Consider the following 22,189-nt stretch of genomic DNA (forward strand, 5'->3'; position numbering starts at 1 on the left):
GACACGGTGTGCGCCCTGGGGAGGTCGCCGTGGCGCCCTGCTCGGCGACCGTACAGGCGCCGCTGGCGCAGTGGCATCGCGATAAAGTGAGCTGGCCCTGTGCTCCCTGATCCCTGCGTACCGTGTCGGCGCCGCTCGTGCCGCCGGAGGCTGTGCCTCCAGTCGGGGTCTCCGGCGGTGCCGCCTGCCGCGATCGGACCGGCGGTGCCACCTGCCGCGCTCTAGTGCGCCGCCGCCCGGGCTTCCTGGGCCGCCGCGGACGCCCGCAGCTTGCTGACGTCGATGGAGCCGGTCGGCACGTCGATCTCGACCGGGTAGTACATCCGCTGCACAGCCGCCATGATCGCCTCGACCATCCGGTCACGAAACAGCGGGTCGACCAGGCGGCTGCGGTCGACCGGGGAGGTCAGGTAACCCGCCTCCACCCGGACGGCGGGCATGCGTGTGAGCCGCAGCAGGTCCCACGTCTTCGAGTGGGTCTGGCAGTTGCGCATGCCGGTCCGTGCGACGATCTCCCGCTGGACCAGGCCGGCGAGCCGCTCGCCCACGGTGGAGGTGACGCCGTTGGTCGTGCCGTAGTGGTAGGTCGCGACGCCCTCGGCCGCCGGGTTGCGGTGCCCGTCGAGGTGGATCGAGATGAGAAGGTCGGCGCCGAGGTCGTTGGCGAGCTTCGCCCGTTCCTGGTTGGTCATCGGCCGGGCGGGGCTGGGGCCGCGGGTGAGATGTACCCGCATTCCGGCGGCCGCCAGCCGTCCCTCCAGCCGGAGGGCGATGTCGAAGGCCAGGTCCGATTCGGTCCAGCGCAGCGGACCCTCGGGGACGACCACGCCGGGGTCGTCCGGGCCGCCGTGGCCGGGGTCGATCACGATCTGCTTCCCCACGAGCGCCGGACCCGAGGCGTGGAAGGCGGCCGTCTCGCGCAGCAGCTGCGGGCGGCCACCTACGACCTTGCGGCCCAGCCGGCGCAGCGCGTTCACGGTGGCGGGCCCGCAGGAACCGTCGGACGCCAGCCCCACCTCGCGCTGGAACTGTGCCACCGCGTGGGCGGTGTCCGCCCCGTAGACCCCGTCGGCTCGGCCCAGGTTGTACCCCATCTCCAGCAGTCGCTCCTGCAACTGCCGTACGTCGTCGCCGACGAGCGGTTCGCTGACCGCGTGGTAGAGCCCGCGCTGGCCCAGTCGCCAGCGGGCGGCGTCGAGCGCCCGCCAGGTCTCGTCGCCGACCATGCCGTCGACGGACAGCCCACGGCTCTGCTGGAAAGCGCGGACCGCCATCTCCGTCTCGGCGTCGTACTCAGCGCCGCCGCCGTCGGCGTCCCCCAACAGCCCCAGAGTGCTGAGGATCGTCCTGATCTCCACCACTGCCGGACCATGGTCACCGCGTCGGATCGGACGCATCGACGACCTCCCTCTGCCTTCCCGAAATGTGACGGGGAACGCTTGTCGTGCCGGTACTCTGTATGGGGCGCCGCCGTTACGGGCGAATCCACCGGAGCGTACCGTCCCGGGTCCGATCGCGCCCTTTTGGCAGTAGCCCCGTGGCGGTAACCCCGTGGCAGTAACCCCGTGGCGGTAACCCCGTGCTACCGACGGGTGTGGGGTGGACCGGGCGGCGCAAGACGCCCCCGGGAACCTATCGCGGATCCCGGCCGGAACAAAACCAATGGGACGAGCACAAACCTAAACAAAGACAGCGTCCCGTGCCTTTCGCAGGCACGGGACGCTGTCAGCGTACGGCTTTCCGGCGCGGTACCGGGCGGATCAGATCGCCGCTTCGATCATCCGCAGCAGCGCGCTCTTCGGGTGGGCGCCGACGATCGACTGCACCGGCTGACCGCCCTTGAAAATCGTCAGCGTCGGTACCGACATCACCTGGTACGTGGAGGTGGTCGAGGGGTTGGCGTCGATGTCGAGCTTCACGACCTCGATCTTCTCCCCCAGCTCGGTGGCGATCTCCTCGAGTACCGGCGCCACCTTGCGGCACGGCCCGCACCACTCGGCCCAGAAATCGACCAGTACCGGCTTGTCCGACTGAAGGACGTCACTGGCAAAGGTGGCGTCGGTCACCGACTTGGTGGCTCCCATCTCGGTTCTCCCTACTCGTTGTTGCTCACGATTCCAATGAAGCGATGTACCGCTCGGCGTCGAGCGCCGCCGCACAACCCGTGCCGGATGCGGTGATTGCCTGACGGTACGTGTGGTCGACGACGTCACCCGCGGCGAACACGCCGGTGACGTTGGTACGAGTGCTGGGCGCGGCCACCTTCACGTAACCGGAGTCGTCGAGCTCGACCTGGTCACGGAACAGCTCGCTGCGCGGGTCGTGCCCGATCGCGACGAACACTCCGGTCACGTCCAGCGTGCTCACCTCGTCGGTCTTGATGTTGCGGACTTCGATACCGCCGACCTTGCCGCCGCCGTCGAGGATCCGCGTCACCGCGCTGTCCCACAGGACCCGGATCTTCGGGTTGGAAAGCGCGCGTTCAGCCATGATCTTGCTGGCCCGGAACTGGTCCCGTCGGTGGATGATGGTGACGGTCTCGGCGAACCGGGTGAGGAAGTTCGCCTCCTCCATCGCCGAGTCGCCACCGCCCACGACGACGATGTGCTGGCCCCGGAAGAAGAAGCCGTCACACGTCGCGCAGGACGAGACGCCGTGGCCCAGCAGTTCCTGCTCCCCCGGCACGCCGAGCGGGCGCCAGGCCGAGCCGGTGGACAGGATCACGGCCTTGGCGCGGTACTCGCTGTCGCCGATCCGGACAACCTTGAGGTCGCCGCCCAGCTCAACCGAGGTGACGTCGTCGGTGATGAACTCGGCGCCGAACCGTTCGGCCTGCTTGCGCATGTTGTCCATGAGCTCGGGCCCGAGAACCCCGTCCGGGAAGCCGGGGAAGTTCTCCACTTCGGTCGTGGTCATCAGAGCGCCACCGGAGGTCGCGCCCTCGATCACCAGCGGCTTGAGGTTGGCACGTGCGGCGTAGACCGCGGCGGTGTATCCGGCCGGCCCCGAGCCGATGACGATCAGATTGCGGACGTCGTCCACGTGGACTCCCTAGCGGATGGAAGGCTGCACCAGCCTGTGCTGGCCAGAACGTCATCGTACGAACCGAAGATTCCCGGCGCCGTACGTGTCCCGTGTCACCCGACCGGGACGCTGTACCGCTCGTCGACGAGCAGACCGCCCGTTCCGCAGTTCGGCCCCACCACGACGACCCGCCGGTGGTCGACCAATCCCCGCGTCCCGTCGAGCAGCACGACCAGCGCCGGGGTGCCCTGGTAGCGCGCGTAGTCGAGGGAGGTCGCGGTGCCGCCGTACTGTGCGGCGAGGGCCTTGAGACAGGCGGCCCTGATCTCCGGATCGGTGAGTGGCCGCAACGCCGCGGGCACCTCCTGCGGGGGCTGGTGCGGCGTGGACTCGGACGGTGCCTGGAGCACGTTCGGTCCGGCCTGGCTCTTCGGCGGGTCACCGTCGTGCGAGGCGGTGACGGGGCCACCGAGGGTGGCGAGCGTCTGCGGGGTGTAGTCCGTACCGGACGCGGTGACGCTAACGGCGGTCTCACCGGAGGCCGGGTCCGGGGGCTGTTCCAGCGGCGTCGACGCCGACCCCGCCGCGTCGGACCCCGCGATCCCGGACGTACGCGGGTCGTGGCGGCCCAGCTGAGGGACGAGCGCCGTGCCGGCCAGGCCGACCGCGACGATACCGGCGGCGACACCGACGGCGGTCCGCCACCGCCGGTGTCGGGACGGCTGTCGGGCACCGGACCGCCCCCCCGCCAGTACCGACAGGTGGCGGGAGCCGGCGCCATCGCCGGCGGGGGCCGGCCACGTCGGGATGGGCTCGGTGGCCAGGGCGGCGTCCAGGCGCGCCAGGACGTCCGTGGGAACCGGCTCGGACTCCGCGGCCAGCCGGGCCAGATCCGCGCGTACGGCCGCATCAGCGGCCACGAGAGCGGCGTGCGCCCGGGTCCACGCCGGGTCGGTGGCGACAAGGTGTGCGACGGCGGTTTCGTCCGGTGTGCCCTCCAGCGCTCCACCGAGGTAGTCGGCGAGACGGTCGAGGTCGACGTCGCCGGTCACGTGCCACCCTCCTTCCCCACGCGGGTGATCCCGGACCCGTTGCCGGTCCGTGATGGGACGTCGGCGGGGAGCGCCCGGTTCCGTTCCGCGGACGCATCCGGGTCGCGCAGATGGCCCAGCAGGACCGCCAGGCGGGCCCGGCCGCGGGCGCACCGGCTCTTCACGGTGCCCTCGGCCACCCCGAGGACGCGGGCCGCGTCCGCCACCGGGTAGCCCTGGAGGTCCACCAGGACCAGCGCGGCCCGCTGGTCAGGGGACAGTTGGGCGAGCGCGTCGTGCACGACCAGCGCCGTCTCCCGGTCGGTTGTCGGCGCGACCGTCCGGTCCACCTCAGGCAAGGGCACGGTCGGCCTGGCCTGCCGCCGGCGCAGCCGGTCCAGGCACGAGTTGACCACGATGCGGTGAAGCCAGGTCGTCACGGCGGCGTCGCCCCGGAACCGGTCGGCGGCCCGGTACGCCGACAGCAGCGCGTCCTGTAGGGCGTCCGCCGCCTCCTCACGGTCCCCGACGGTCCGCAGGGCGACCGCCCAGAGCCGGTCACGGTGTCGGCGGATCAGCTCGGCGAAGGCCTGCCGGTCTCCGCCGGTGTGGGCGCGCAGCAGCTCCGCGTCATCGCGCGGGTCGCGTGCGTCGCCCTCGCCGCCCACCACGGACTGAACCATACCGATCGGAGACCAGCCCCGGGGTCACTGCACGGAAACCTTGATCTCCTGGATACCCACCTGGTATTTCCCGGAGCTGAGCTGCGGCAGTTTGGTGATCCACACAACGAGGTACCGGACCGTGGAGTCCGGCGGGCCAGGCAGGACGACCGTGGTGCCGGCGTCCCGCTTCACCTCACCGATCAGGGCGAAGTCGGCGCCGTTGACCTTGAACGCACCGCCCTCGGTGTTGGCCACCGCGAACATCCCGCTGGCGGTCGGGGCGGTCGAGCCGGCCCGCAGTTCCAGCGTCGCGCCTCCGGTGGCCAGCTGGACCTCCACCGAGACCACGTGCTTGTCGGCACCGAGGTCGAGCAGAACGCCCATGCCGGACTTGATCTTGCCGAAGTCCGCGGAGCCGTCGTACTGGTCGGTGCGCCAGACCGTGGTCGGGTCGCCGTCGACGGTCTTCCTGACGTTGGTGTCGTTCTCGTTCCGGCTGCCCTTGGCGTCGTCGACGATGCGTACCTGGTCGGGGCCGATCTTCAACACCGTGGTGGGACCGGTACGGGTGTTGCCCGGGGCCGACGAGGAGGTCCGTCCCGGGCCCGGCTGCGGGGGCTGGTTGTGGTTGGAGAGCACCCGGGCGGCGCCCAGCACGCCGGCGAGCGCGATCACGATCAACCCGGCGATCCCCACCACGATCTTGCGGCTGGTCGGCCGGGGCGGCGCGGGGGCCGCGGAGGCGGAGTCGAAGCTGTGGAAGCCGGACTCCTCGGCCGCGAAGAGCGGGTGGTTGCCCTCCTGCTCGAAGCGGCTCAGCTCGCCCACGAGAACGTCAGCCGTCGGTGGAGTCAACGCCGGGTTGAGCAGGTCCGTGGTCAGCTCGTCCAGATAGGACGGCACCCCGCCACGTACCTGCCGGGGCGCGGTGAGGGTGCCGTCGCTGTCGCGGATGGCGTCCGGTACGGAGGTGGCGCCGGCCTCGGTGTGTGGCCAGTGACCGGTCAGCGCGCAGTACAGCACGGCACCGATGGCCCGTACGTCGGCCTCGGGCGTCGTCGCCTCGTCGGCGCGGGCGTCGGTCAGCACGACCCGCCCGTCACCGGCGATGAGAACGGTGCCGGGGTGGATGTTGCCGTGCGCCATGCCGGTGCCGTGGATCGCCGCGATCGCGTCGGCGACCGCGCAGGCGATGGTGGCGGCGCGATCGGGGTCGAGCGGGCCGTCGGCGACCAGTTCGCGCAGGGATGCTCCGTCGACCCACTCCCGGACCACGTACGCCCGGTCACCCTCGTCGATCGCGTCGTACACGCCGACCAGGTGCGGGTGGACGATGCGGCTGGCGGCGACCGCCGCGGACAGCATCTCGCTGGCGGAGTCGCCACCGGGGTAGCGCAGGACGACGGCGACCGGGCGGCGCAGGATCACGTCCACCCCGCGCCACATCTGCCGGCCGAGTGAATCGTTGTTGATGTGCTCCTCGAGCTGGTACCGCTCGGCGAGCACCTCTCCCACGCTGGGGGCGCCGAAGGTCAGCACCTGAGGGGCTCCACCGGGTGCCTCCTGACCTTCGCCGTTCTGGGTCACCCGTCCTCCCTCTGGTCGGACCCGCGACGCGCGGCGCGCCGGCGGTACGCACATAAGCCTAGGCGTTACCGGCGACCGTCGGGACCGACCTTACCTGGCGCCTGCGACCTTCCGGATATCCCGTCGTCGTTCCGTTACGGGTGCGGTCGCCGGTCCGCGTGCGGCTTGTAACGGCTCTGTCACTCAGTGATGCCGGCCGTTGCGCTGGGTATCCGAACGCCGGCACCAGAGGTACGAAGAGTGACTTTTGTGGGATTCATCGGCCGAGCCGGGCGCGCAACATTCCGCCCAACTCGGTGACTTCGCGCACCCGCAACATCACGGCGACCGCCACATACCCGGCCATCAACACGAGGCCGCCGACGACCAACTGGACGACGTTGCCCAGCCAGTCGTCGTCGAGGACGGCGCGCAGCCCGTAGACGACGAGCGCGGCCGGCACCGCCGCGAGCGCGGCGGCCACGACGAGCCGGACCAGCGTTCCGCCGACCGCCCGCAGCCCCAGCCGCCCGATGCGCCGGCGCAGCAGCCAGTACCCCAGGATCGTGGCGAAGACGAACGAGATCGCGTTGCCACCCATCAGTCCGGCCGCCACCCCGGCCACTGGCAGCAGGATCAGCCCAAGCCACTGCGCCCCGATCCGCATCGCCACCACCGGCAGGTTGATCAGCGCCGGCGTCCGGGTGTCGGGCATCGCGTAGAACGCGCCGAGCTGAAGTTGGCTGATGGCGAACGGCACCAGGCTCAGGCCGGCGACCGCGATCACCCAGCCGGTCTTGACGGCGTTCTCGTGGCCGTAGCTGCCGTGGTCGAACAGCGTGACGCCCAGCGGGCGGCCGAGCACGAGGTAGGCCGCGGTCGCCGGCACGAGGATCACCGAGGAGAGTCGGGTACCGAGCGAGAGCTGGTCGGCCAGATCGGCGTACCGGCCCTCGGCGGCGGCCGCCGACATGCGGGGCATCAGGGCGGTCAGGACCGACACGGCGACGATGCCGTGGGCCATCATGAAGATTAGGTATGAGTTGAGGTAGATCGCCGGCCCCGGTGCGCCGGCCCGGTCGGCGGCGATCTTCGCGATCTTGAGTGCCGCCACCACGCCGACCTGGCTGGCCAGGACGTACCCGAGCATCCAGCCGCCGACCCGGGCCAGCTCGCCCAGGTGCAGCTCGCGGAAGTCCCAGCGCCAACGCCAGCGGAAGCCCACCCGGCGCAGTGCCGGGATGAGCCCGCTGGCCTGGACGACGATGCCGAGGGTGGTCCCGACGCCGAGGACCAGGATCTGTGTCGTGGAGATCTGCGCTGTGTCCAGCCCGGCCGACGGGAGCAGCATGAACACCACGGCCGTGGCGATGACCACGACGTTGTTGAGGATCGGCGTCCACATCGGGGCGGCGAAGTGCCCGCGCGTGTTGAGGACCGCTGCGAGCAGCGCTGCCAGGCCGTAGAAGAAGATCTCCGGCAGCAGCAGATAGCCGAGCGTGGTGATCAGTTCGCGATCGGCGCCGGGGGTCTCCGCGTTCGCCATCAACGCGGTGAGGGCGGGCGCGGCGACGACTGCCGCGACCGTGGCGATTGCCAGGAACACCGTCGCGAGGGTGAGCAGCCGCTGCGTGTACGCCTCGCCCCGGTCGGGGTCGGTGGTGCGGGCCCGGACCAGCAGCGGCACGACCACGCTCGCCAGCACCCCGCCGAGCAGCAGTTCGTACACCATGTTGGGCAGGTTGTTGGCGAGGTTGTAGTCATCACCCAGCGCCGCGGAGCCGATCGCCGCGCCGAGTACGGCGGTGCGCAGGTATCCGGTGACCCGGCTGACGACGCTCAGCGCGGCCATCACAGCGCTGTTACGGGCGACCGAGCCGGCGCCGTTCCCCGCGGCCTCGGGCGCGCCGGTGGCCACCCGGGCTTCCGGAACGCCGCCGGGGCGGGGGGCGCCCGGCGTGGCGACCGGCGGCAGGACCATGGTCGGCTGCGACTCGAAGCCGGCCGGGTAGGAGCCATCCGGCTGCGTGCCCGGGGCGACGACCGGCAGCGCCACGGTCGCGTCGGAGTCGAACGATCGTGCGTTGCCATAGTCGGCCCGGCCGGTCATGCCTCAGAAGACTAGTGCCCGGCCACCGGAAACTCACCCTGGCTCATGATCTGCCAGCCCGTCGGTGCGGCTCCACGACGCCGTGGGGGCGCGGTGGGCCTGGGATATCGCGATACGGTTGGCGCGCTGCCCGATAGGCTTGCCATCCCATGTCGAACACGTCCTCCGCCCGTACGGGCGCCACGACCGGTGCCGATCGCGGCCCTTCGCCGACCCGCGAACTGACCGAGGCCCAGCGCCGGGCCGTCGCCGAGCTGATGCGCGTCTCGCCCGTCGCCGACGAGCTGGGCCGGCGCTTCGCCGACGCCGGTCACGAACTGCACCTCGTCGGCGGTTCGGTACGGGACGCGCTGCTCGGCCGCCTCGGTGACGACCTCGACTTCGCCACCAGTGCCCACCCCGAGGAGACCCAGCGGCTGCTTCAGGGCTGGGCGGAGGCGGTCTGGACGACCGGGATCGAGTTCGGCACGGTCGGCGCGGCCCGGCGGGGACTCCGGCTGGAGATCACCACGTTCCGGGCCGAGGCGTACGACCGGGTCAGCCGCAACCCGATCGTGCGGTACGGCACGGATCTGCTCGACGATCTGAAGCGGCGGGACTTCGCGGTCAACGCGATGGCGGTGTCGGTGCCGGACCACCGGTTCACCGACCCGTACGGTGGGCTGGCCGACCTCGCGGCGAAGACGCTACGCACTCCCGGCACCCCGCAGGAGTCCTTCGCCGACGACCCGTTGCGCATGCTGCGGGCCGCCCGGTTCGCGTCGCAGCTGCGGTTCACCGTCGCGCCCGACGTGTTGGCCGCGATGACGACGATGGCGCCGGACCTCGCCCGGATCACCGCCGAGCGGATCCGGGACGAGTTCACCAAGCTGCTGTGCGGCGCCGACCCGATCACCGGGCTGCGGCTGCTGGTCGAGACCGGTCTCGCCGACCAGTTCCTGCCGGAGCTGTCCGGGCTGCGGCTGGAGATCGACGAACACGCCCAGCACAAGGACGTGTACGAGCACACCCTGACCGTCGTCAGCAACGCCATGAGCCTGGAGGAGGGCGGCCCGGACTTCGTCCTGCGGATGGCCGCCCTCATGCACGACGTGGGCAAGCCGGCCACCAAGTCGGTGGGGCTGGACGGGCGGGTGAGCTTCCACCACCACGAGGTGGTCGGCGCCCGGCTGACCAGGCAGCGGATGAAGGCGCTGCGCTACCCCAAGGACGTGACGGCCGCCGTCACCGAACTGATCGCGCTGCACCTGCGCTTCTACGGGTACGGGCGCGGCGAGTGGACCGACTCGGCGGTGCGCCGCTACGTCACGGACGCCGGTGACCTGCTGCCCCGGCTGCACAAGCTGACCCGCAGCGACTGCACGACCCGCAACCGGCGCAAGGCGGCGGCGCTGGCCGCCGACTACGACGCGCTGGAGGAGCGCATCGAGCGGCTGCGGGCCGAGGAGGACCTGGCGAAGGTACGCCCGGACCTGGACGGAAACGCGATCATGGAACTGCTCGGCCTTCCACCCGGTCCGCTGGTCGGCCAGGCGTGGCGCCACCTCAAGGAGTTGAGGCTGGAGCGGGGCCCGCTCGACCACGACGAGGCCGTGGCCGAGTTGCTGCGCTGGGCGGCGGAGCGGAGCGTCACCCCGCCGGCCCGGTAGGGCGTCAGCCGACCCGGCTGATCGTCACCTCCATGCGGGGGCGGCCGTCGCCGGGCCCGTTGGCGTTGTCGGTACCGGCCGCCGCGATCCGGTCCAGGACGTCCAGCCCGGACGTGACCCGACCGAAGACGCTGTAGTTCGGGTCGATCTCGCTGTCCTTGTACACCAGGAAGAACTGGCTGCCGTTGGTGGCCGGACCAGCGTTGGCCATGGCGAGCGTGCCGCGCGGGTAGGCCGGCCGGCTCCCGGTGGGCAGGTTCTCGTCGCCGAACCGGTAGCCCGGGCCGCCCTGGCCGGTGCCGCTCGGGTCACCGCACTGGAGCACGTACAGGGAGTCGGTGGTCAGCCGGTGGCAGTCGGTGCCGGCGAAGAACCCGCCGCGGGCCAGCGACAGGAACGAGTTGACCGTGCAGAGGGCGGCGTCGGCGGCGAGGTCGATCCCGATCGCGCCCTGGTTGGTGGTCAGCGTGACGTGGGGATGACCGGACAGGGTCGGGCGGGGGTCCGGGGTGCCGGGGCGCCGCTGGCCACCCGGCCCGTCGGAGGTCGCCAGGTACTGGCACCGGGCGGGCCCGGTCGGGCTGGGCGTCGCGGAGGGGCGGTGGCTCGCCGTGGCGCTGCTCTTCGCGGCGGGCTTGGTGCCGTCGCCGCCGGATGCCGGGGCGGTGGTCGCGCGGGCGCTCGGCTTCGCCGCCTGGTCGGGTGTGGCCGCCTGGGCGGTGAGGCTCCGGTGGCGGACCAGTACGGCCGCGCCGGCCCCGCCGACTCCGACGACGACGGCGACGAAGAAGGCGACGACCCAGCGGGACGTGCGGGGCGACGAGCTACGGCGGTTCCGTGACGAGCGCTGCATGGAGCAAAGGGTACTCAAATCCGACTTATCGGTCTTAAGAATCGGCGATGGCGTACCGGTGGTCGGAGCACGGCCGAGTTCAGGCACCGCTCCCGGCGGTTACCGCCCGCGTGTCGGCGATGTCGTCACCGGCCCGGCGGGCCCAGCGCCCGCCGGCCACCACGTACCAGGCGGAGACCAGCGCGTACCCCACGCCGACGCTCACGAGGGCGGCGGTGGAGTGCCCGTCCGGCGGGAGCGTGAGCGCGGCGACGAACAGACCGACGACGAAGCAGAGGTTGAACGCCGTGTCGTTGACGCTGAAGACCCGGCCCCGGTAGGTGTCGTCGCACTCGTGCTGCAGTGCGGTGTCAACCACGATCTTGATGCCCTGGGCCGCGATGTTGGTGAACAGGACCGCCGCGACCAGAAGGTTCGGGTTGAACGGCAGGCCGAACGCCACGACCGTCACCGCGGTGCCCGCGAGCAGCCAGGCGATCCAGCGCCACCCACCGATCCGCCGGGTGACCGGCGGCGTCAGGAAGGCGGCGATCAGGACGCCCAGCCCACCGGCGACGAACACCAACCCCAGTCCGGTGATGGACCCGCTCAGGTCGCGTGACTGGTGGAAGTACTCCCGGTACAGCAGCAGGACCGCCAGCGCCAGCACCCCGTACAGCGCCCGGAACGCCGACTGCGCGAGGAGCGCGTACGCGGCGCCCCGTCGGCCGGCAAGGTGGCGTAGCCCGGCGACCATGCCGCGGGCGACGGACACCGCGGCGGCGCCGAGCGTGTCGTGGCGGCGCGCCCGCGCGTCCGGCCCCAGCTCGTCGCAGCGGAACGACCAGCGGGCCAGCAGCGCCGACGCTGCGTACCCGAGCGGTGCCAGTGCGGCCAGCAGCGCGTACCCGTGCAGCGTAGCCGACAGGGCAGTCTTCACCAGGACGACCGAGCTGCCCAGGCCGAGCGAGAAGCAGATCGAGCCGAGCGTGCCGCTCAGTGCGTTCGCGGTGACCAGGCGGCGGTCCTCGACGACATGGGGAACCGCCGCCGACAGGCCGGCCAGGAAGAACCGGTTCAACCCTATGATGAGCAGCGCGAGCCCGACGAACGCCGCGTTCTCGGTCCCGTACCAGATGAACGCCACCGAGGGCACCACCAGGAGCGCCCGGATAAGGTTGGCGACCACGATGATCGAGCGCCGGCTCCACCGGTCGAGGAAGACCCCGACGTACGGGCCGATGAGCGAGTACGGCAGCAGCAGCACCGCGAACCCGATCGCGATCTCCAGCGGGCTGGTGCGCTTCTCCGGGTTGAACAGCACGCTGCCGGCCAGGCCGGCCTGGAACCAGCCGTCGGAGACCTGACTGATCAGCCGTACCCCCAGCAGCCGGCGGAAGCCGCGGGAAGAGAGGACGGCACGCAGGTTCCGCGCGCTCGACGCGGTGTCGAGCGCGCGGCTGGCGGTGACTGGCACCATTCGAGCGTACGTGGCGGCGGTCCCGCGGGGACTGCGCCGACGCCACAGGTGTCCGGGTGGTGGACGAGGTACCCGGTCGGTGGACACCGTGCGGCCGGCAGCCCACCGGGTACCGGGGTGCCGCCCGGCGGTACACGCGTGCACACTGAACGGGTGCGCTGGAGAGTGCTGTCGACGCCGGTGGGTGATCTGTCGGTCGCCTCGGACGGCGCGGCCGTCTGTGCGGTGCGGTTCGGGCGGTACGACGGCCCGACCACCGACGACCCCCTGCTCGTGACGGCCGCGGCGCAGCTGGAGGAGTACTTCGCCGGCCGGCGGACGGCGTTCGACCTGCCACTGGCCGATGTCGGCGGCTCCGAGTTCGAGCGGGCGGTGTGGGCCGCGCTGGCCGAGATCCCGTACGGCGAGATGCGTACTTACGGCCAGATCGCCGCCACGGTCGGTGACCCGGCGGCGGCGCGTGCGGTGGGGGTCGCCTGCAACCGCAACCGCCTGCCGGTCCTGCTCCCGTGTCACCGGGTGGTGGGTGCCGGCGGCAAGCTGGTCGGCTTCGGTGGGGGTGTGTCCCGCAAGCGGATCCTGCTGGAGCTGGAGGCGCGGGTACGGGTGGAGCGCGACTTCTGCCTGTCCTGACCGCCCGGGAACAGCGAAACGGCGGCGGGTCGACCCGCCGCCGTTTCACGTGAATCCAAGGTCAGCGCTCGACCTCGCCGCGGATGAACTTCTCCACGGACTCGTGCGCGTCGTGGTCGCTGTACTGCACCGGCGGCGACTTCATGAAGTAGCTCGACGCCGACAGCACCGGACCGCCGATACCCCGGTCCTTGGCGATCTTCGCGGCGCGCACCGCGTCGATGATGACACCGGCCGAGTTGGGCGAGTCCCACACCTCGAGCTTGAGCTCGGCGTTCAGCGGCACGTCACCGAAGGCCTTGCCCTCCAGGCGGATGTAGGCCCACTTGCGGTCGTCGAGCCACGGCACGTGGTCGGACGGACCGATGTGGACGGAGGCCTTCTCCATCTCGTGCGGGATCTGCGAGGTGACCGACTGGGTCTTCGAGATCTTCTTCGAGACCAGGCGGTTGCGCTCGAGCATGTTCATGAAGTCCATGTTGCCGCCGAAGTTGAGCTGGTACGTGCGCAGCAGCTCGACCCCGCGGTCCTCGAACAGCTTGGCCAGGGCCCGGTGCACGATCGTCGCGCCGACCTGGCTCTTGATGTCGTCACCGACGATCGGCAGACCGGCGTCGGAGAACTTCTTGGCCCACACCGGGTCCGAGGCGATGAACACCGGCAGCGCGTTGACGAACGCGCAGCCCGCGTCGATCGCGGCCTGGGCGTAGAACTTGTCCGCCTCTTCCGAGCCGACCGGCAGGTAGCTGACGACGACGTCGACCCGGGCCTCGCGCAGCGCGGCGACCACGTCGACCGGCGACTCGTCGGACTCCTCGATCATTTCCCGGTAGTACTGCCCCATACCGTCGTAGGTCGGTCCGCGCAGGACCGTCACGCCCGTGGGCGGTACGTCGCAGAGCTTGATGGTGTTGTTCTCGCTGGCGACGATCGCCTCGGCCAGGTCGCGCCCGACCTTCTTCGCGTCCACGTCGAACGCGGCCACGAACTCGATGTCGGAGACGTGGTAGTCGCCGAACGTGACGTGCATAAGACCCGGGACACGATCTCCGGGGTCGGCATGGCGGTAGTACTCCACGCCCTGGACCAGGGACGAGGCGCAGTTACCGACACCGACGATGGCAACGCGGACGGAGCCCATCGCGAGTGCCTCCTCACTTCTGGCTATCGCTCCGGGAGGTCCGGAGGCGGGTTCGAAGGGATAGTTACCTGGGGTGGTCGACCAGACCGTTCGTGCGCGATGAGCTCCTCCAGCCAGCGGACCTCACGCTCGCAGGCGTCGAGGCCGTGCCGTTGCAGCTCCAGGGTGTACGCGTCGAGGCGCTCCGCCGCACGCGAGAGGACATCTCGCAGACCTTCGCGGCGTTCCTCGACCCGGCGGCGGCGTCCTTCGAGGATCCGTAGCCGGGTCGCCTGGTCGGTGCGGGCGAAGAACGCGAAGTGCACGCCGAACCCTGGGTCGTCGAAGGTCTCCGGACCCGAGTTGCCGAGCAGCTCCTGGAAGCGCTCCTTGCCCTCTGCTGTGATCTTGTAGACCACCCGGCTACGCCGGTTGGTCAGTAGCGGTGCGTCCGCGGCGGGTGCCGCCGACTCCTCGGTGATCCAGCCGGCGGCCTGTAACCGACGCAGGGTCGGGTACAGCGAGCCGTAGCTGATCGCCGCCCGGAACGTTCCGAGCTTGGTGGTGAGCTGCTTGCGCAGCTCGTATCCGTGCATGGGCGACTCGTGCAGGAGACCGAGGATCGCGAACTCGAGCACCGTCGCCTCCCCTCACGACCTGTCCCCCGTGCCGACATCGTCTCGATGTATCGGGCCGATACATCGCACGTTAGGCGCCGTGCCCATCGATCGCAACCCGGAGAGCGGGATCTTGAATGTCGCGTCGCTCACTGGTGACTATCGGTGACCGTGGTCGCCGTTCTTTGCGTGACCGCGTACCCTCGGGCGCATGCGTACGCAGCGCCAGGTCGTCGACTACTCGCTCCGGCGACGGTCCCTGCTGCGTGAGGTGTACTCCGGGCGGGTCGGTGCGAACGAGGTGTGCGACGCCTCTCCCTACCTCAAAAGCGCAGCTAAGTTCCATGGCGAGCCGACCGAGGACCGCTGTCCCGTCTGCCGTCGCGAGAATCTCACCCACGTCCACTACATCTACGGTGACGAGCTCAAGCAGTCCGCCGGGCAGGCCCGCCGCAAAGCGGAACTTCCCGTCCTGGCGATGACGTTCCGTGAGTTCCAGGTGTACGTGGTGGAGGTGTGCCGCGGCTGTGGGTGGAACCACCTCGTCGAGCAGTACCTGCTCGGTAGGGACGGGATCGAGGCATCGACCGGGGCGGCCGACGCGGTGGGCGCCAACGCGCCGGCCGGCGGGGCCGGCTCCGCGCGACCACCGGCGCGTACGGGCGCCGGTCCGCGGACCCGGCTCCGACCGGGGAGCGGCGAGTGATCCGAGCTCGCCACGCCGATCGTCGGCCCAATGGGCCGCGTCGGGGCGAAGCCCGCACCGTAGGTCCGATAAATCGCACCTTATCTATTTTTGGCCCTTTCGGCGATGACCGATCCCGATACGTGCGCGCAACGCCGTACGTACGGGCGCGTGTCGCTTCACCGATGGGTGTCGCAGCTCACGGCATTCTGATGATGGCAGTGGTCTCAGCATCACAACCGGCAAGGTGGGACGCATGAACGACGGTGACCCGAGTCGCCCCCAGCGGGGACGGGCCCAAGTTCCGGGCTCGTCCGGAAACTTCGGTGCCTCCGCTGGCGGGATCTCCTCTGGTGACGCACCCGCGACGGGCGGTACCGGCACGCCCGCCGGCCGCGCCCGGGTCGGCGGGCGCGCGTCGGTCGGCGGCGCCAGCGGCAGCGCCTCGGTCGGCAGCGCGTCGGTCGGCGGCGCGTCGGTCGGCGGCGCCAGCGGCAGCGCCTCGGTCGGCAGCGCCAAGGTCGGTCGCGCCTCGGTCGGCCGTGCCGGCGCACCGGGCGCCGACGGTGGCGCCGGGCGGGCCCGGGTGCCCGTCCAGACAGGTGCGGCCGGACGGGCCAGCGTCGGCCGTGCCGGCATGGGCGTCGCGTCGCCCGACGACGCCGCCCGGCAGTTGGGCGGCGACGTGATCGAGAATCGTGGCTCCAGTGGCCGGCCGCCCAAGGGCCCGTCCTCCGCCGCCGCGGCGCGGGCGAAACGGGCCCGCCGCCGCAACTGGATCCTCGGCTCGTTCGCTCTGCTGATCATGATCTCGGGTGGCACGGTCGTCGCGGGTACGTACTTCTACGACAACGTCGACCTGCCGAGCGACCTCCCGCAGCGGGCCCAGGCGACGACGGTCTACTACGCCGACAACAAGACCCAGATGGCCAAGTTCGGCGACGAGAACCGCACGATCGTCACGAGCGAACAGATCCCCGATCACGTCAAGCACGCCGTGGTCGCCACGGAGAACAAGGACTTCTACACCGACGAGGGCATCTCGTACACCGGCATCCTGCGCGCCGCCTGGAACAACTTCACCGGTGGCCAGCGCCAGGGCGCCTCGACGATCACCCAGCAGTACGCCCGGCAGATCGCCGACCTCAAGGGCATCACGTACTCCCGGAAGTTGCGGGAGGCCGTGCTGGCCATGAAGCTCAACAAGAAGTACTCCAAGGACCAGATCCTCGTCGCCTACCTCAACACCGTCCCGTTCGGGCGCAACACGTACGGCATCGAGGCGGCGGCCCAGTCCTACTTCGGCAAGCACGCCAAGGAACTGACCGTCGCCGAGGGGATGGCCCTCGCCGCGATGATCAAGGACCCGGCGGGTGGTCCCGGCCAGCTCAGCCTCTACGACGGGTCGGTCAGCCCCGGTCCGGCGAACGACCGGTTCAACAACTACGTCAAGCTGAACATGGTCAAGATGAAGTTCCTGCCGGCGGACCAGGCGGCGACGCTGAAGTACCCGGAGATCAAGCCGTACGACCCCACCGACCCGGCGCTCGCGCCGGAATGGGGGCTGGACAAGCCGACGGGCAACGTCCTGCACAACGTCGTCGACGAGCTGACCCACCTCAAGGACGTGAAGGGGAACAACCTGTTCTCCGACCTCAGGACCGGTGGCTACCGCATCGTCACGACGATCGACCCGAACATGCAGAAGGCGGCCGAACAGTACGGTAGCGGCGAGGCCAAGGACTCGCCGCTCGCCACCGCGAAGGCACCCCCCGTCGACGGCCAGGAGAACAAGGTCGGCGCGGCGATCGTCTCGGTGGAGCCGTTCAGCGGGCGGGTCAAGGCCTACTACGGCGGCCCGAGCGGGGGCCAGCCCGACCTCGCCGGCGTCTGGCGCGACTCGGTCCTCACCCCGCCCTGCCCCAAGGACGAGCCGAACTGCGACCGCGACCGGCTCCAGGGCTTCGGCCGACACGTGCCGGCCTCGTCGTTCAAGATCTACACGCTGGGGGCGGCGCTGAAGGAGGGTTACTCCCTCAACACGTACTGGGACGGCACCTCGGGCACGAAGTTCCCCGGCCGTGAGAAGCCGGTCGTGAACGCCGAGGGCAACACGGCGTGTGCCGGCGGCGACAAGCACTGCACCCTGGCCGAGGCCACCGTCGAGTCGCTCAACGTCCCCTTCTACGCGCTGGCCAGCCAGATCAAGCCCGAGAAGGTCGTCGACTTCGCGCAGGCCGCCGGGATCCGGTACATGTGGAACACCGAGCTTCCGGCGGACAAGCAGCGCTTCGAACTGGCGGTCAAGAAGCCGTCCCTGAGCCCCGAGGTCGGCATCGGCCAGTACCCCGTCACGGTGCTCGACCATGCCAACGGTGTCGCCACCCTGGCGGCCCGGGGCGCCCGCGCCCAGGTGCACTTCGTGGCGAAGGTCGAGAAGGCCGGCGACCTCATCTACTCGGAGTCGTTCAAGCCGACCCAGATCCCGGGCTTCACCAAGGAAATGGCCGACGCGGCGACGTCCGCGCTGGTCAAGGTGCTCCAGACCGGTACCGGTAAGGGGAACGCCCTCGCCGGTAACCGGCAGGCCGCCGCCAAGACCGGTACCTGGCAGGCGGAGGTTCCCGGTCAGGCCAAGAGCGATCAGAACTCGAACGCGTGGATGGTGGGGTACATCGCCCCGGACCTTTCCAAGAAGTTCTACGGACTGGCGACCGCGGTCTGGATGGGCGCCACCAAGGGCGACAGCAGTCCGGTGACGCTCAACAAGGGCAAGTCGCCGATGTTCGGGTCGACCGGCCCCGGCAAGATCTGGAAGCCGTACATGGACGCCGCGACGGCCGGCATGCCGAAGACCACCTTCCCGTCGGCCAAGGACGTCGGCGACGACAGCCTCGGTAACGCGCAGCCGCCGACGGCGCCCGCGAACAACGACCCCAACGCCGGCCAGCCCGGCAACCAGAACTGCCCGATCCCGATCTTCTGCCCGGGCGGCGGCCAGAACAACCAGAACAACCAGAACAACCAGCCGGGGCAGCCGACCCAGCCCGGTGGCCAGGCGGGTGGTCGCAACGGCGGCAACGGAAACGGCAACGGCAACGGTGGCCAGGGCGGCGGGTCTCCCGTCGCGGACTCGCCCGCGGTCCTGCCCACCAGGCGGCCCTGACCCACGAGACGACACGGCCCCCGACGGCATCCGCCGTTCGGGGGCCGTGCTCTTTCCGGGCTCTTTCCGGGCCGCCCGCCGCCCACGGCCTGAGTCCGGCCTCCTCTTCGGCGCTGTTTTCGGCCCTTCTGCCGCCCGGCAGCCAGTTGGGTACGGTGGCGGCCTGCCACAAGAGCGCCCGGATCGGGCAGGATGCCAAGCATGAGCGCGAACACGGTGGCGCAGCCGGACCCCCGCCCGGCCGAGGACCGGACCGGACCCGACGGCAGCGGGCGGGAGGAACGGGCCTTCGACGAGCCGGCCCGGTCCGACCCGCTCGTCCGGGGACTGTCCGAGGCGATCGGCGGGCCGCTCGGTGAGCACGCCGTCCGGCCACCCCGGTCGGCCACCGGCAGCCGCTTCTGGACGCCGGTCCGTATCGTCCTGGCCCTCACCTGCCTCATGCTGTCGCTGCACTGGGTGCAGAAGTCCCCCTGCCGGGACGGGGCGTGGGGCACGGACCTGCCGCAGTACAAGCACTTCTGCTACACCGACGTGCTCGCGCTGTACTACGCCGAGGGCCTGGCCGACGGCAAGGTCCCCTACGCCGGCCATGCTGTCGAGTACCCCGTACTCACCGGCGCCTTCATGGGGGTGCTCGGCCTGCCGGTGCACGCGCTCTCCGCCGACAACCCGGGGATCAACCAGGCCCAGCGCTTCTACGACCTCAACGCGCTCGTACTCGGCGCGCTCGGGATCGCCACCGTCGCCATGATCCTGGCGCTGCGCCGGCGTCGGCCCTGGGACGCGGCGATGTTCGCCCTGTCACCGGCGCTGTTCGTCTCCGCCACGGTCAACTGGGATCTGCTCGCCGTCGCGCTGGCCGCCTTCTTCCTGTACTTCTGGGCCCGCCGGCGACCGGCGCTGGCCGGGCTCATGCTCGGCCTCGCGACCGCGGCGAAGTTCTACCCGCTGCTGCTGGCCGGCGCGCTGCTGGCGCTCGCCATCCGCACCGGCCGGGTGCGGGAGTTCCTCACCACCCTCAGCACGGCGATGGTCACCTGGGTCGCGGTGAACGCGCCCGTGGCGTTGCTCTACCCCGATTCGTGGCGGGAGTTCTTCCGGCTCAACAGCACCCGGGGCGTCGACTGGGGCACCCTCTGGTACATCGGCGAGCACTTCCCGCTCGGCGGCGGCCGGTACGGGCTGGCCCCGTTCCAGTCGCTCGACCACGAGGTCGGCCACGGCGCGCTGAACATGCTGTACCTGCTGCTGTTCGCGCTCGCCTGCGGCGGCATCCTCGCCCTCGCGTTGGCCGCTCCGCGCCGGCCCCGCCTGGCCCAGTTGGGGTTCCTGATCGTGGCCGCGTTCCTCGTCACCGGCAAGGTGTGGTCGCAGCAGTACGTGCTGTGGCTGCTGCCGCTGGCGATCCTCGCCCGCCCCCGCTGGGGTGCCTTCCTCGCCTGGCAGATCGCCGAGGTCGGGTACTTCGTCGCCTTCTACGGTGAACTGATGAACGCCTCCGGTCGCGGGGTCTTCCCGGAGTGGGTCTTCGTGCTGGCCTCCACCCTGCGCCTGGTCACCGTCGGCGTGCTGATCGGCTTCGTGGTGCGTGACATCCTGCGACCGCAGGAGGACGTCGTGCGCCGCACGTACCCCGACGACCCGGACGGCGGGGCGTTCGACGGTGCCCCGGACGCCGAGTGGCTACGCCGCGCCCGGGAGCGTGCGCACGCTCCCGGGCGCACCGGCGACTACGGGGTGAGCGTGTAGACGATCATGTCGCCGCGGTCCTCCCGGGTGATACCGAGCGCGTCCGTGTCGGCGGCCAGCCGGGCCGGGGCGCCGGACTGGGTGCGGAGGACCACCACGGTGCGCACGCCGGCGGCACGGAGCTGCTCCACGCTGTCGGCGTCCGGGAACCGGTCCCCCGCGGCGCGCAGCTCGGCCTGGCGCGGTGGAGCGTACCCACTGACCCCGTTGACCATCGTCGGGAAACCCGACGTGCTCCACAGCATGTACAGCTCGTCAGCGATCCCGTCGTCCGGCAGGATCAGCATCGGTCCGCGCAACTGGCCGAAGCCCGCCGGTGGCGCGGGCACCACCGGGTGCGGCGTCCTGTTGACGCCCTCGGCGACCACGAGCGCCAGCGGGATCAGCATGGCGACCCGCAGCAGCGCCTCTGGTCGGCCGGGGACCCGGTTGCCCCGTGCTTCGGCAGCGTGCCGGGCGAACCCGGTGAGCGCGCCGGCCGCGAGGATGCCGAGCAGCAGGGTGCTCCACGCGATCATGCGTCCCGGCGTGCGCAGGGCGTTGAAGCCGGGCAGGTGGTAGAGCGCGAGGTAGCCCAGTTGGCCGTGGAACGGGCCGTTCGTGCCGAGCGCACAGGCCAGGGTCACCACGACGCCGGCGGTGAGGAGCACCCGGGCGCGCATCGACCAGGCCGACACGAACAGGCCGGTCAACGCCAGTCCGATCAGGGCGAACCCGGGTAGAAGTGTCATCTCGGGTGGGAACGGCAGGCTCTCGCGGACCGCGGTGTGCGCCGTGCCCCATACCGCCGAGTCCGCCGGGGCGACGAGCAGGCCGCGCAGCGGGGGCGAGAACAGCGCCAGGTCGGCCTCGGTGCGCTGCACCTTCGGATAGGTCTGGAGCACCCGCAGGAACGGGTACGCCGTGACCGCGGTGACGGCCAGGAACACGAGGCCGCCGGCCAGGTCGAGGAGCACCACCCGGCCCGGCACCCGCCACCGCCGCAGGGCGAAGGTGGCCAGGCCGGTGAGGACGCAGCCGGCCAGCACGTACCCGAACGGGATGCCGATACCGAACCCGATCGAGATCTGCCAGCTCGCCACCAGCCAGCCGGCGACGACCCAGCCCGGCCGGACCCGGTCGCGCCGGTAACCGTGGCGCAGCGACAGCCCGTGACCGCGGGCCAGCATCGCCAGCGCCAGGACGATCCCGCCGCTGGACATGATGTGCAGGTGACCGGCCTGGCTGTAGCGCCACGGCGCGTACGCGTACGCGACCCCGGCGACCGCGGCGGCGACGCGGCTGGCTCCGAGCTGCCGGACCAGGGCGTACGCCCCGACCGATGCCAGCGCGAACGCGAAGACGAACAGTACGTTGTACCGGACGACGGCCGCCACCCAGCCGGTGCCGATCAGGTTGGCCGGAAGGTAGCCCAGCATCATGTCGGTGAACGCGAAGCTGTACCGGTTCGGGAAGAACGCGTTGGTGTGCCACAGCTGGCTCGGATCATGCGTGAGGGCGTGACCCGACCAGGACAGCACCCAGGAGACCAGCGTCGGGTCGCCCAGGTCAGCGGGGAGCGTATCCGCCGGGTGCAGTGCCGCCGGCCAGGTCATGGCCACCGAGAGCAGGACACCGACGACGCTGGCGACGGTCCACTCGTGGGTGAGCGCCCGGCCCAGTCGCCCGGCCCGGCGGCGCAGTCGGCCCGGTGCGGCGGCGGACGCCGGCGCGAAGGCCTCCCACGGGTTGGCGTCGGCCGGGCCCGGCGTGTTCGCGGGATCGGCCGATGTCGGATCTGTGTCCGTGTCCGTGTCCGTACCGCTTCCACCGGGAGCGGCGCCGCGCGCCGTCTCCCCCCGGTCCCGATCGCTGCTCAT

17 protein-coding genes are annotated in these 22,189 nt (G+C 71.0%); 5 read left to right on the forward strand and 12 right to left on the reverse strand.

What is annotated here, in order from left to right; genetic code table 11:
* Positions 1-221: 221 nt before the first annotated feature.
* From ACNTMW_RS10745 to murJ, 7 genes are all read right to left on the reverse strand, one after another.
* Positions 222-1,397: an N-acetylmuramoyl-L-alanine amidase gene (locus ACNTMW_RS10745; protein ID WP_426633286.1), complete on the reverse strand. Its 1,176-nt coding sequence runs from the start codon at positions 1,395-1,397 to the stop codon at positions 222-224.
* Between the two features lie 363 nt (positions 1,398-1,760).
* Positions 1,761-2,084 carry a thioredoxin gene (trxA, locus tag ACNTMW_RS10750; RefSeq protein WP_426633287.1) on the reverse strand — a complete coding sequence of 108 codons (324 nt, stop codon included), beginning with the start codon at positions 2,082-2,084 and terminating at the stop codon, positions 1,761-1,763.
* A gap of 25 nt (positions 2,085-2,109) precedes the next feature.
* The gene (gene trxB / locus ACNTMW_RS10755) at positions 2,110-3,042 is read right to left on the reverse strand and encodes a thioredoxin-disulfide reductase (protein ID WP_426633288.1); all 933 of its coding nucleotides are present in this window, start codon (positions 3,040-3,042) and stop codon (positions 2,110-2,112) included.
* 95 nt (positions 3,043-3,137) lie between these two features.
* Positions 3,138-4,076: a hypothetical protein gene (locus ACNTMW_RS10760; protein ID WP_426633289.1), complete on the reverse strand. Its 939-nt coding sequence runs from the start codon at positions 4,074-4,076 to the stop codon at positions 3,138-3,140.
* Positions 4,073-4,738, reverse strand: coding sequence for an RNA polymerase sigma factor SigM (gene sigM / locus ACNTMW_RS10765; RefSeq protein ID WP_426633290.1), 666 nt, complete (start codon positions 4,736-4,738; stop codon positions 4,073-4,075). Before sigM ends, ACNTMW_RS10760 begins: the two co-directional genes overlap by 4 nt.
* Before the next feature lie 24 nt (positions 4,739-4,762).
* The gene (locus ACNTMW_RS10770) at positions 4,763-6,361 is read right to left on the reverse strand and encodes a protein kinase family protein (protein ID WP_426633291.1); all 1,599 of its coding nucleotides are present in this window, start codon (positions 6,359-6,361) and stop codon (positions 4,763-4,765) included.
* A 202-nt stretch (positions 6,362-6,563) separates the two neighbouring features.
* Entirely contained in the window at positions 6,564-8,396 is a 1,833-nt protein-coding gene (murJ, locus tag ACNTMW_RS10775; protein ID WP_426633292.1) for a murein biosynthesis integral membrane protein MurJ, read from the reverse strand.
* Positions 8,397-8,545: 149 nt separating this feature from the next.
* Between murJ and ACNTMW_RS10780 the strand changes: the two genes are divergently transcribed.
* Entirely contained in the window at positions 8,546-10,045 is a 1,500-nt protein-coding gene (locus tag ACNTMW_RS10780) for a CCA tRNA nucleotidyltransferase (RefSeq protein WP_426633293.1), read from the forward strand.
* A gap of 4 nt (positions 10,046-10,049) precedes the next feature.
* Here the strand turns inward: ACNTMW_RS10780 and ACNTMW_RS10785 are convergent, their stop codons facing one another.
* Both ACNTMW_RS10785 and ACNTMW_RS10790 read right to left on the reverse strand, forming a co-directional pair.
* Positions 10,050-10,898 carry a peptidylprolyl isomerase gene (locus tag ACNTMW_RS10785; RefSeq protein ID WP_426633294.1) on the reverse strand — a complete coding sequence of 283 codons (849 nt, stop codon included), beginning with the start codon at positions 10,896-10,898 and terminating at the stop codon, positions 10,050-10,052.
* A gap of 79 nt (positions 10,899-10,977) precedes the next feature.
* Positions 10,978-12,357, reverse strand: coding sequence for an MFS transporter (locus ACNTMW_RS10790; protein WP_426633296.1), 1,380 nt, complete (start codon positions 12,355-12,357; stop codon positions 10,978-10,980).
* Between the two features lie 153 nt (positions 12,358-12,510).
* On the opposite strand from ACNTMW_RS10790, the gene ACNTMW_RS10795 reads away from it, so the two are divergent.
* Positions 12,511-12,990 (forward strand): methylated-DNA--[protein]-cysteine S-methyltransferase, encoded by a 480-nt coding sequence (locus ACNTMW_RS10795; protein WP_426633297.1) that lies wholly within the window; start codon positions 12,511-12,513, stop codon positions 12,988-12,990.
* Between the two features lie 61 nt (positions 12,991-13,051).
* Here the strand turns inward: ACNTMW_RS10795 and ACNTMW_RS10800 are convergent, their stop codons facing one another.
* Positions 13,052-14,131 (reverse strand): inositol-3-phosphate synthase, encoded by a 1,080-nt coding sequence (locus ACNTMW_RS10800; protein WP_426633298.1) that lies wholly within the window; start codon positions 14,129-14,131, stop codon positions 13,052-13,054.
* 23 nt (positions 14,132-14,154) lie between these two features.
* On the reverse strand, positions 14,155-14,748 hold the full coding sequence (locus ACNTMW_RS10805) for a PadR family transcriptional regulator (protein ID WP_426633299.1): 594 nt from the start codon (positions 14,746-14,748) through the stop codon (positions 14,155-14,157).
* 190 nt (positions 14,749-14,938) lie between these two features.
* On the opposite strand from ACNTMW_RS10805, the gene ACNTMW_RS10810 reads away from it, so the two are divergent.
* From ACNTMW_RS10810 to ACNTMW_RS10820, 3 genes are all read left to right on the forward strand, one after another.
* Positions 14,939-15,433, forward strand: coding sequence for a DUF5318 domain-containing protein (locus ACNTMW_RS10810; RefSeq protein WP_426633300.1), 495 nt, complete (start codon positions 14,939-14,941; stop codon positions 15,431-15,433).
* 235 nt (positions 15,434-15,668) lie between these two features.
* A complete protein-coding gene (locus tag ACNTMW_RS10815; RefSeq protein WP_426633301.1) occupies positions 15,669-18,578 on the forward strand; it encodes a transglycosylase domain-containing protein in 2,910 nt (969 codons plus the stop codon).
* A 201-nt stretch (positions 18,579-18,779) separates the two neighbouring features.
* Positions 18,780-20,330 carry a glycosyltransferase family 87 protein gene (locus ACNTMW_RS10820; RefSeq protein WP_426633302.1) on the forward strand — a complete coding sequence of 517 codons (1,551 nt, stop codon included), beginning with the start codon at positions 18,780-18,782 and terminating at the stop codon, positions 20,328-20,330.
* On the opposite strand, the gene ACNTMW_RS10825 is transcribed toward ACNTMW_RS10820, so the two are convergent.
* Positions 20,312-22,189 (reverse strand): hypothetical protein, encoded by a 1,878-nt coding sequence (locus tag ACNTMW_RS10825; RefSeq protein ID WP_426633303.1) that lies wholly within the window; start codon positions 22,187-22,189, stop codon positions 20,312-20,314. The two genes, ACNTMW_RS10820 and ACNTMW_RS10825, sit on opposite strands and share 19 nt — an antisense overlap.

Source organism: Planosporangium spinosum (assembly GCF_049999945.1).
GTDB lineage: Bacteria > Actinomycetota > Actinomycetes > Mycobacteriales > Micromonosporaceae > Planosporangium > Planosporangium spinosum.

Bases quoted from the DNA above. Each gene is read 5' to 3' on its own strand.
- ACNTMW_RS10820 (WP_426633302.1), top strand. From the start codon at position 18,780: ATGAGCGCGAACACGGTGGCGCAGCCGGACCCCCGCCCGGCCGAGGAC.
- ACNTMW_RS10745 (WP_426633286.1), bottom strand. From the start codon at position 1,397: ATGCGTCCGATCCGACGCGGTGACCATGGTCCGGCAGTGGTGGAGATC.
- sigM (WP_426633290.1), bottom strand. From the start codon at position 4,738: ATGGTTCAGTCCGTGGTGGGCGGCGAGGGCGACGCACGCGACCCGCGC.
- ACNTMW_RS10770 (WP_426633291.1), bottom strand. From the start codon at position 6,361: ATGTGCGTACCGCCGGCGCGCCGCGCGTCGCGGGTCCGACCAGAGGGA.
- ACNTMW_RS10815 (WP_426633301.1), top strand. From the start codon at position 15,669: ATGAACGACGGTGACCCGAGTCGCCCCCAGCGGGGACGGGCCCAAGTT.
- ACNTMW_RS10780 (WP_426633293.1), top strand. From the start codon at position 8,546: ATGTCGAACACGTCCTCCGCCCGTACGGGCGCCACGACCGGTGCCGAT.
- ACNTMW_RS10810 (WP_426633300.1), top strand. From the start codon at position 14,939: ATGCGTACGCAGCGCCAGGTCGTCGACTACTCGCTCCGGCGACGGTCC.
- ACNTMW_RS10790 (WP_426633296.1), bottom strand. From the start codon at position 12,357: ATGGTGCCAGTCACCGCCAGCCGCGCGCTCGACACCGCGTCGAGCGCG.
- ACNTMW_RS10800 (WP_426633298.1), bottom strand. From the start codon at position 14,131: ATGGGCTCCGTCCGCGTTGCCATCGTCGGTGTCGGTAACTGCGCCTCG.
- murJ (WP_426633292.1), bottom strand. From the start codon at position 8,396: ATGACCGGCCGGGCCGACTATGGCAACGCACGATCGTTCGACTCCGAC.
- ACNTMW_RS10785 (WP_426633294.1), bottom strand. From the start codon at position 10,898: ATGCAGCGCTCGTCACGGAACCGCCGTAGCTCGTCGCCCCGCACGTCC.
- ACNTMW_RS10825 (WP_426633303.1), bottom strand. From the start codon at position 22,189: ATGAGCAGCGATCGGGACCGGGGGGAGACGGCGCGCGGCGCCGCTCCC.
- trxA (WP_426633287.1), bottom strand. From the start codon at position 2,084: ATGGGAGCCACCAAGTCGGTGACCGACGCCACCTTTGCCAGTGACGTC.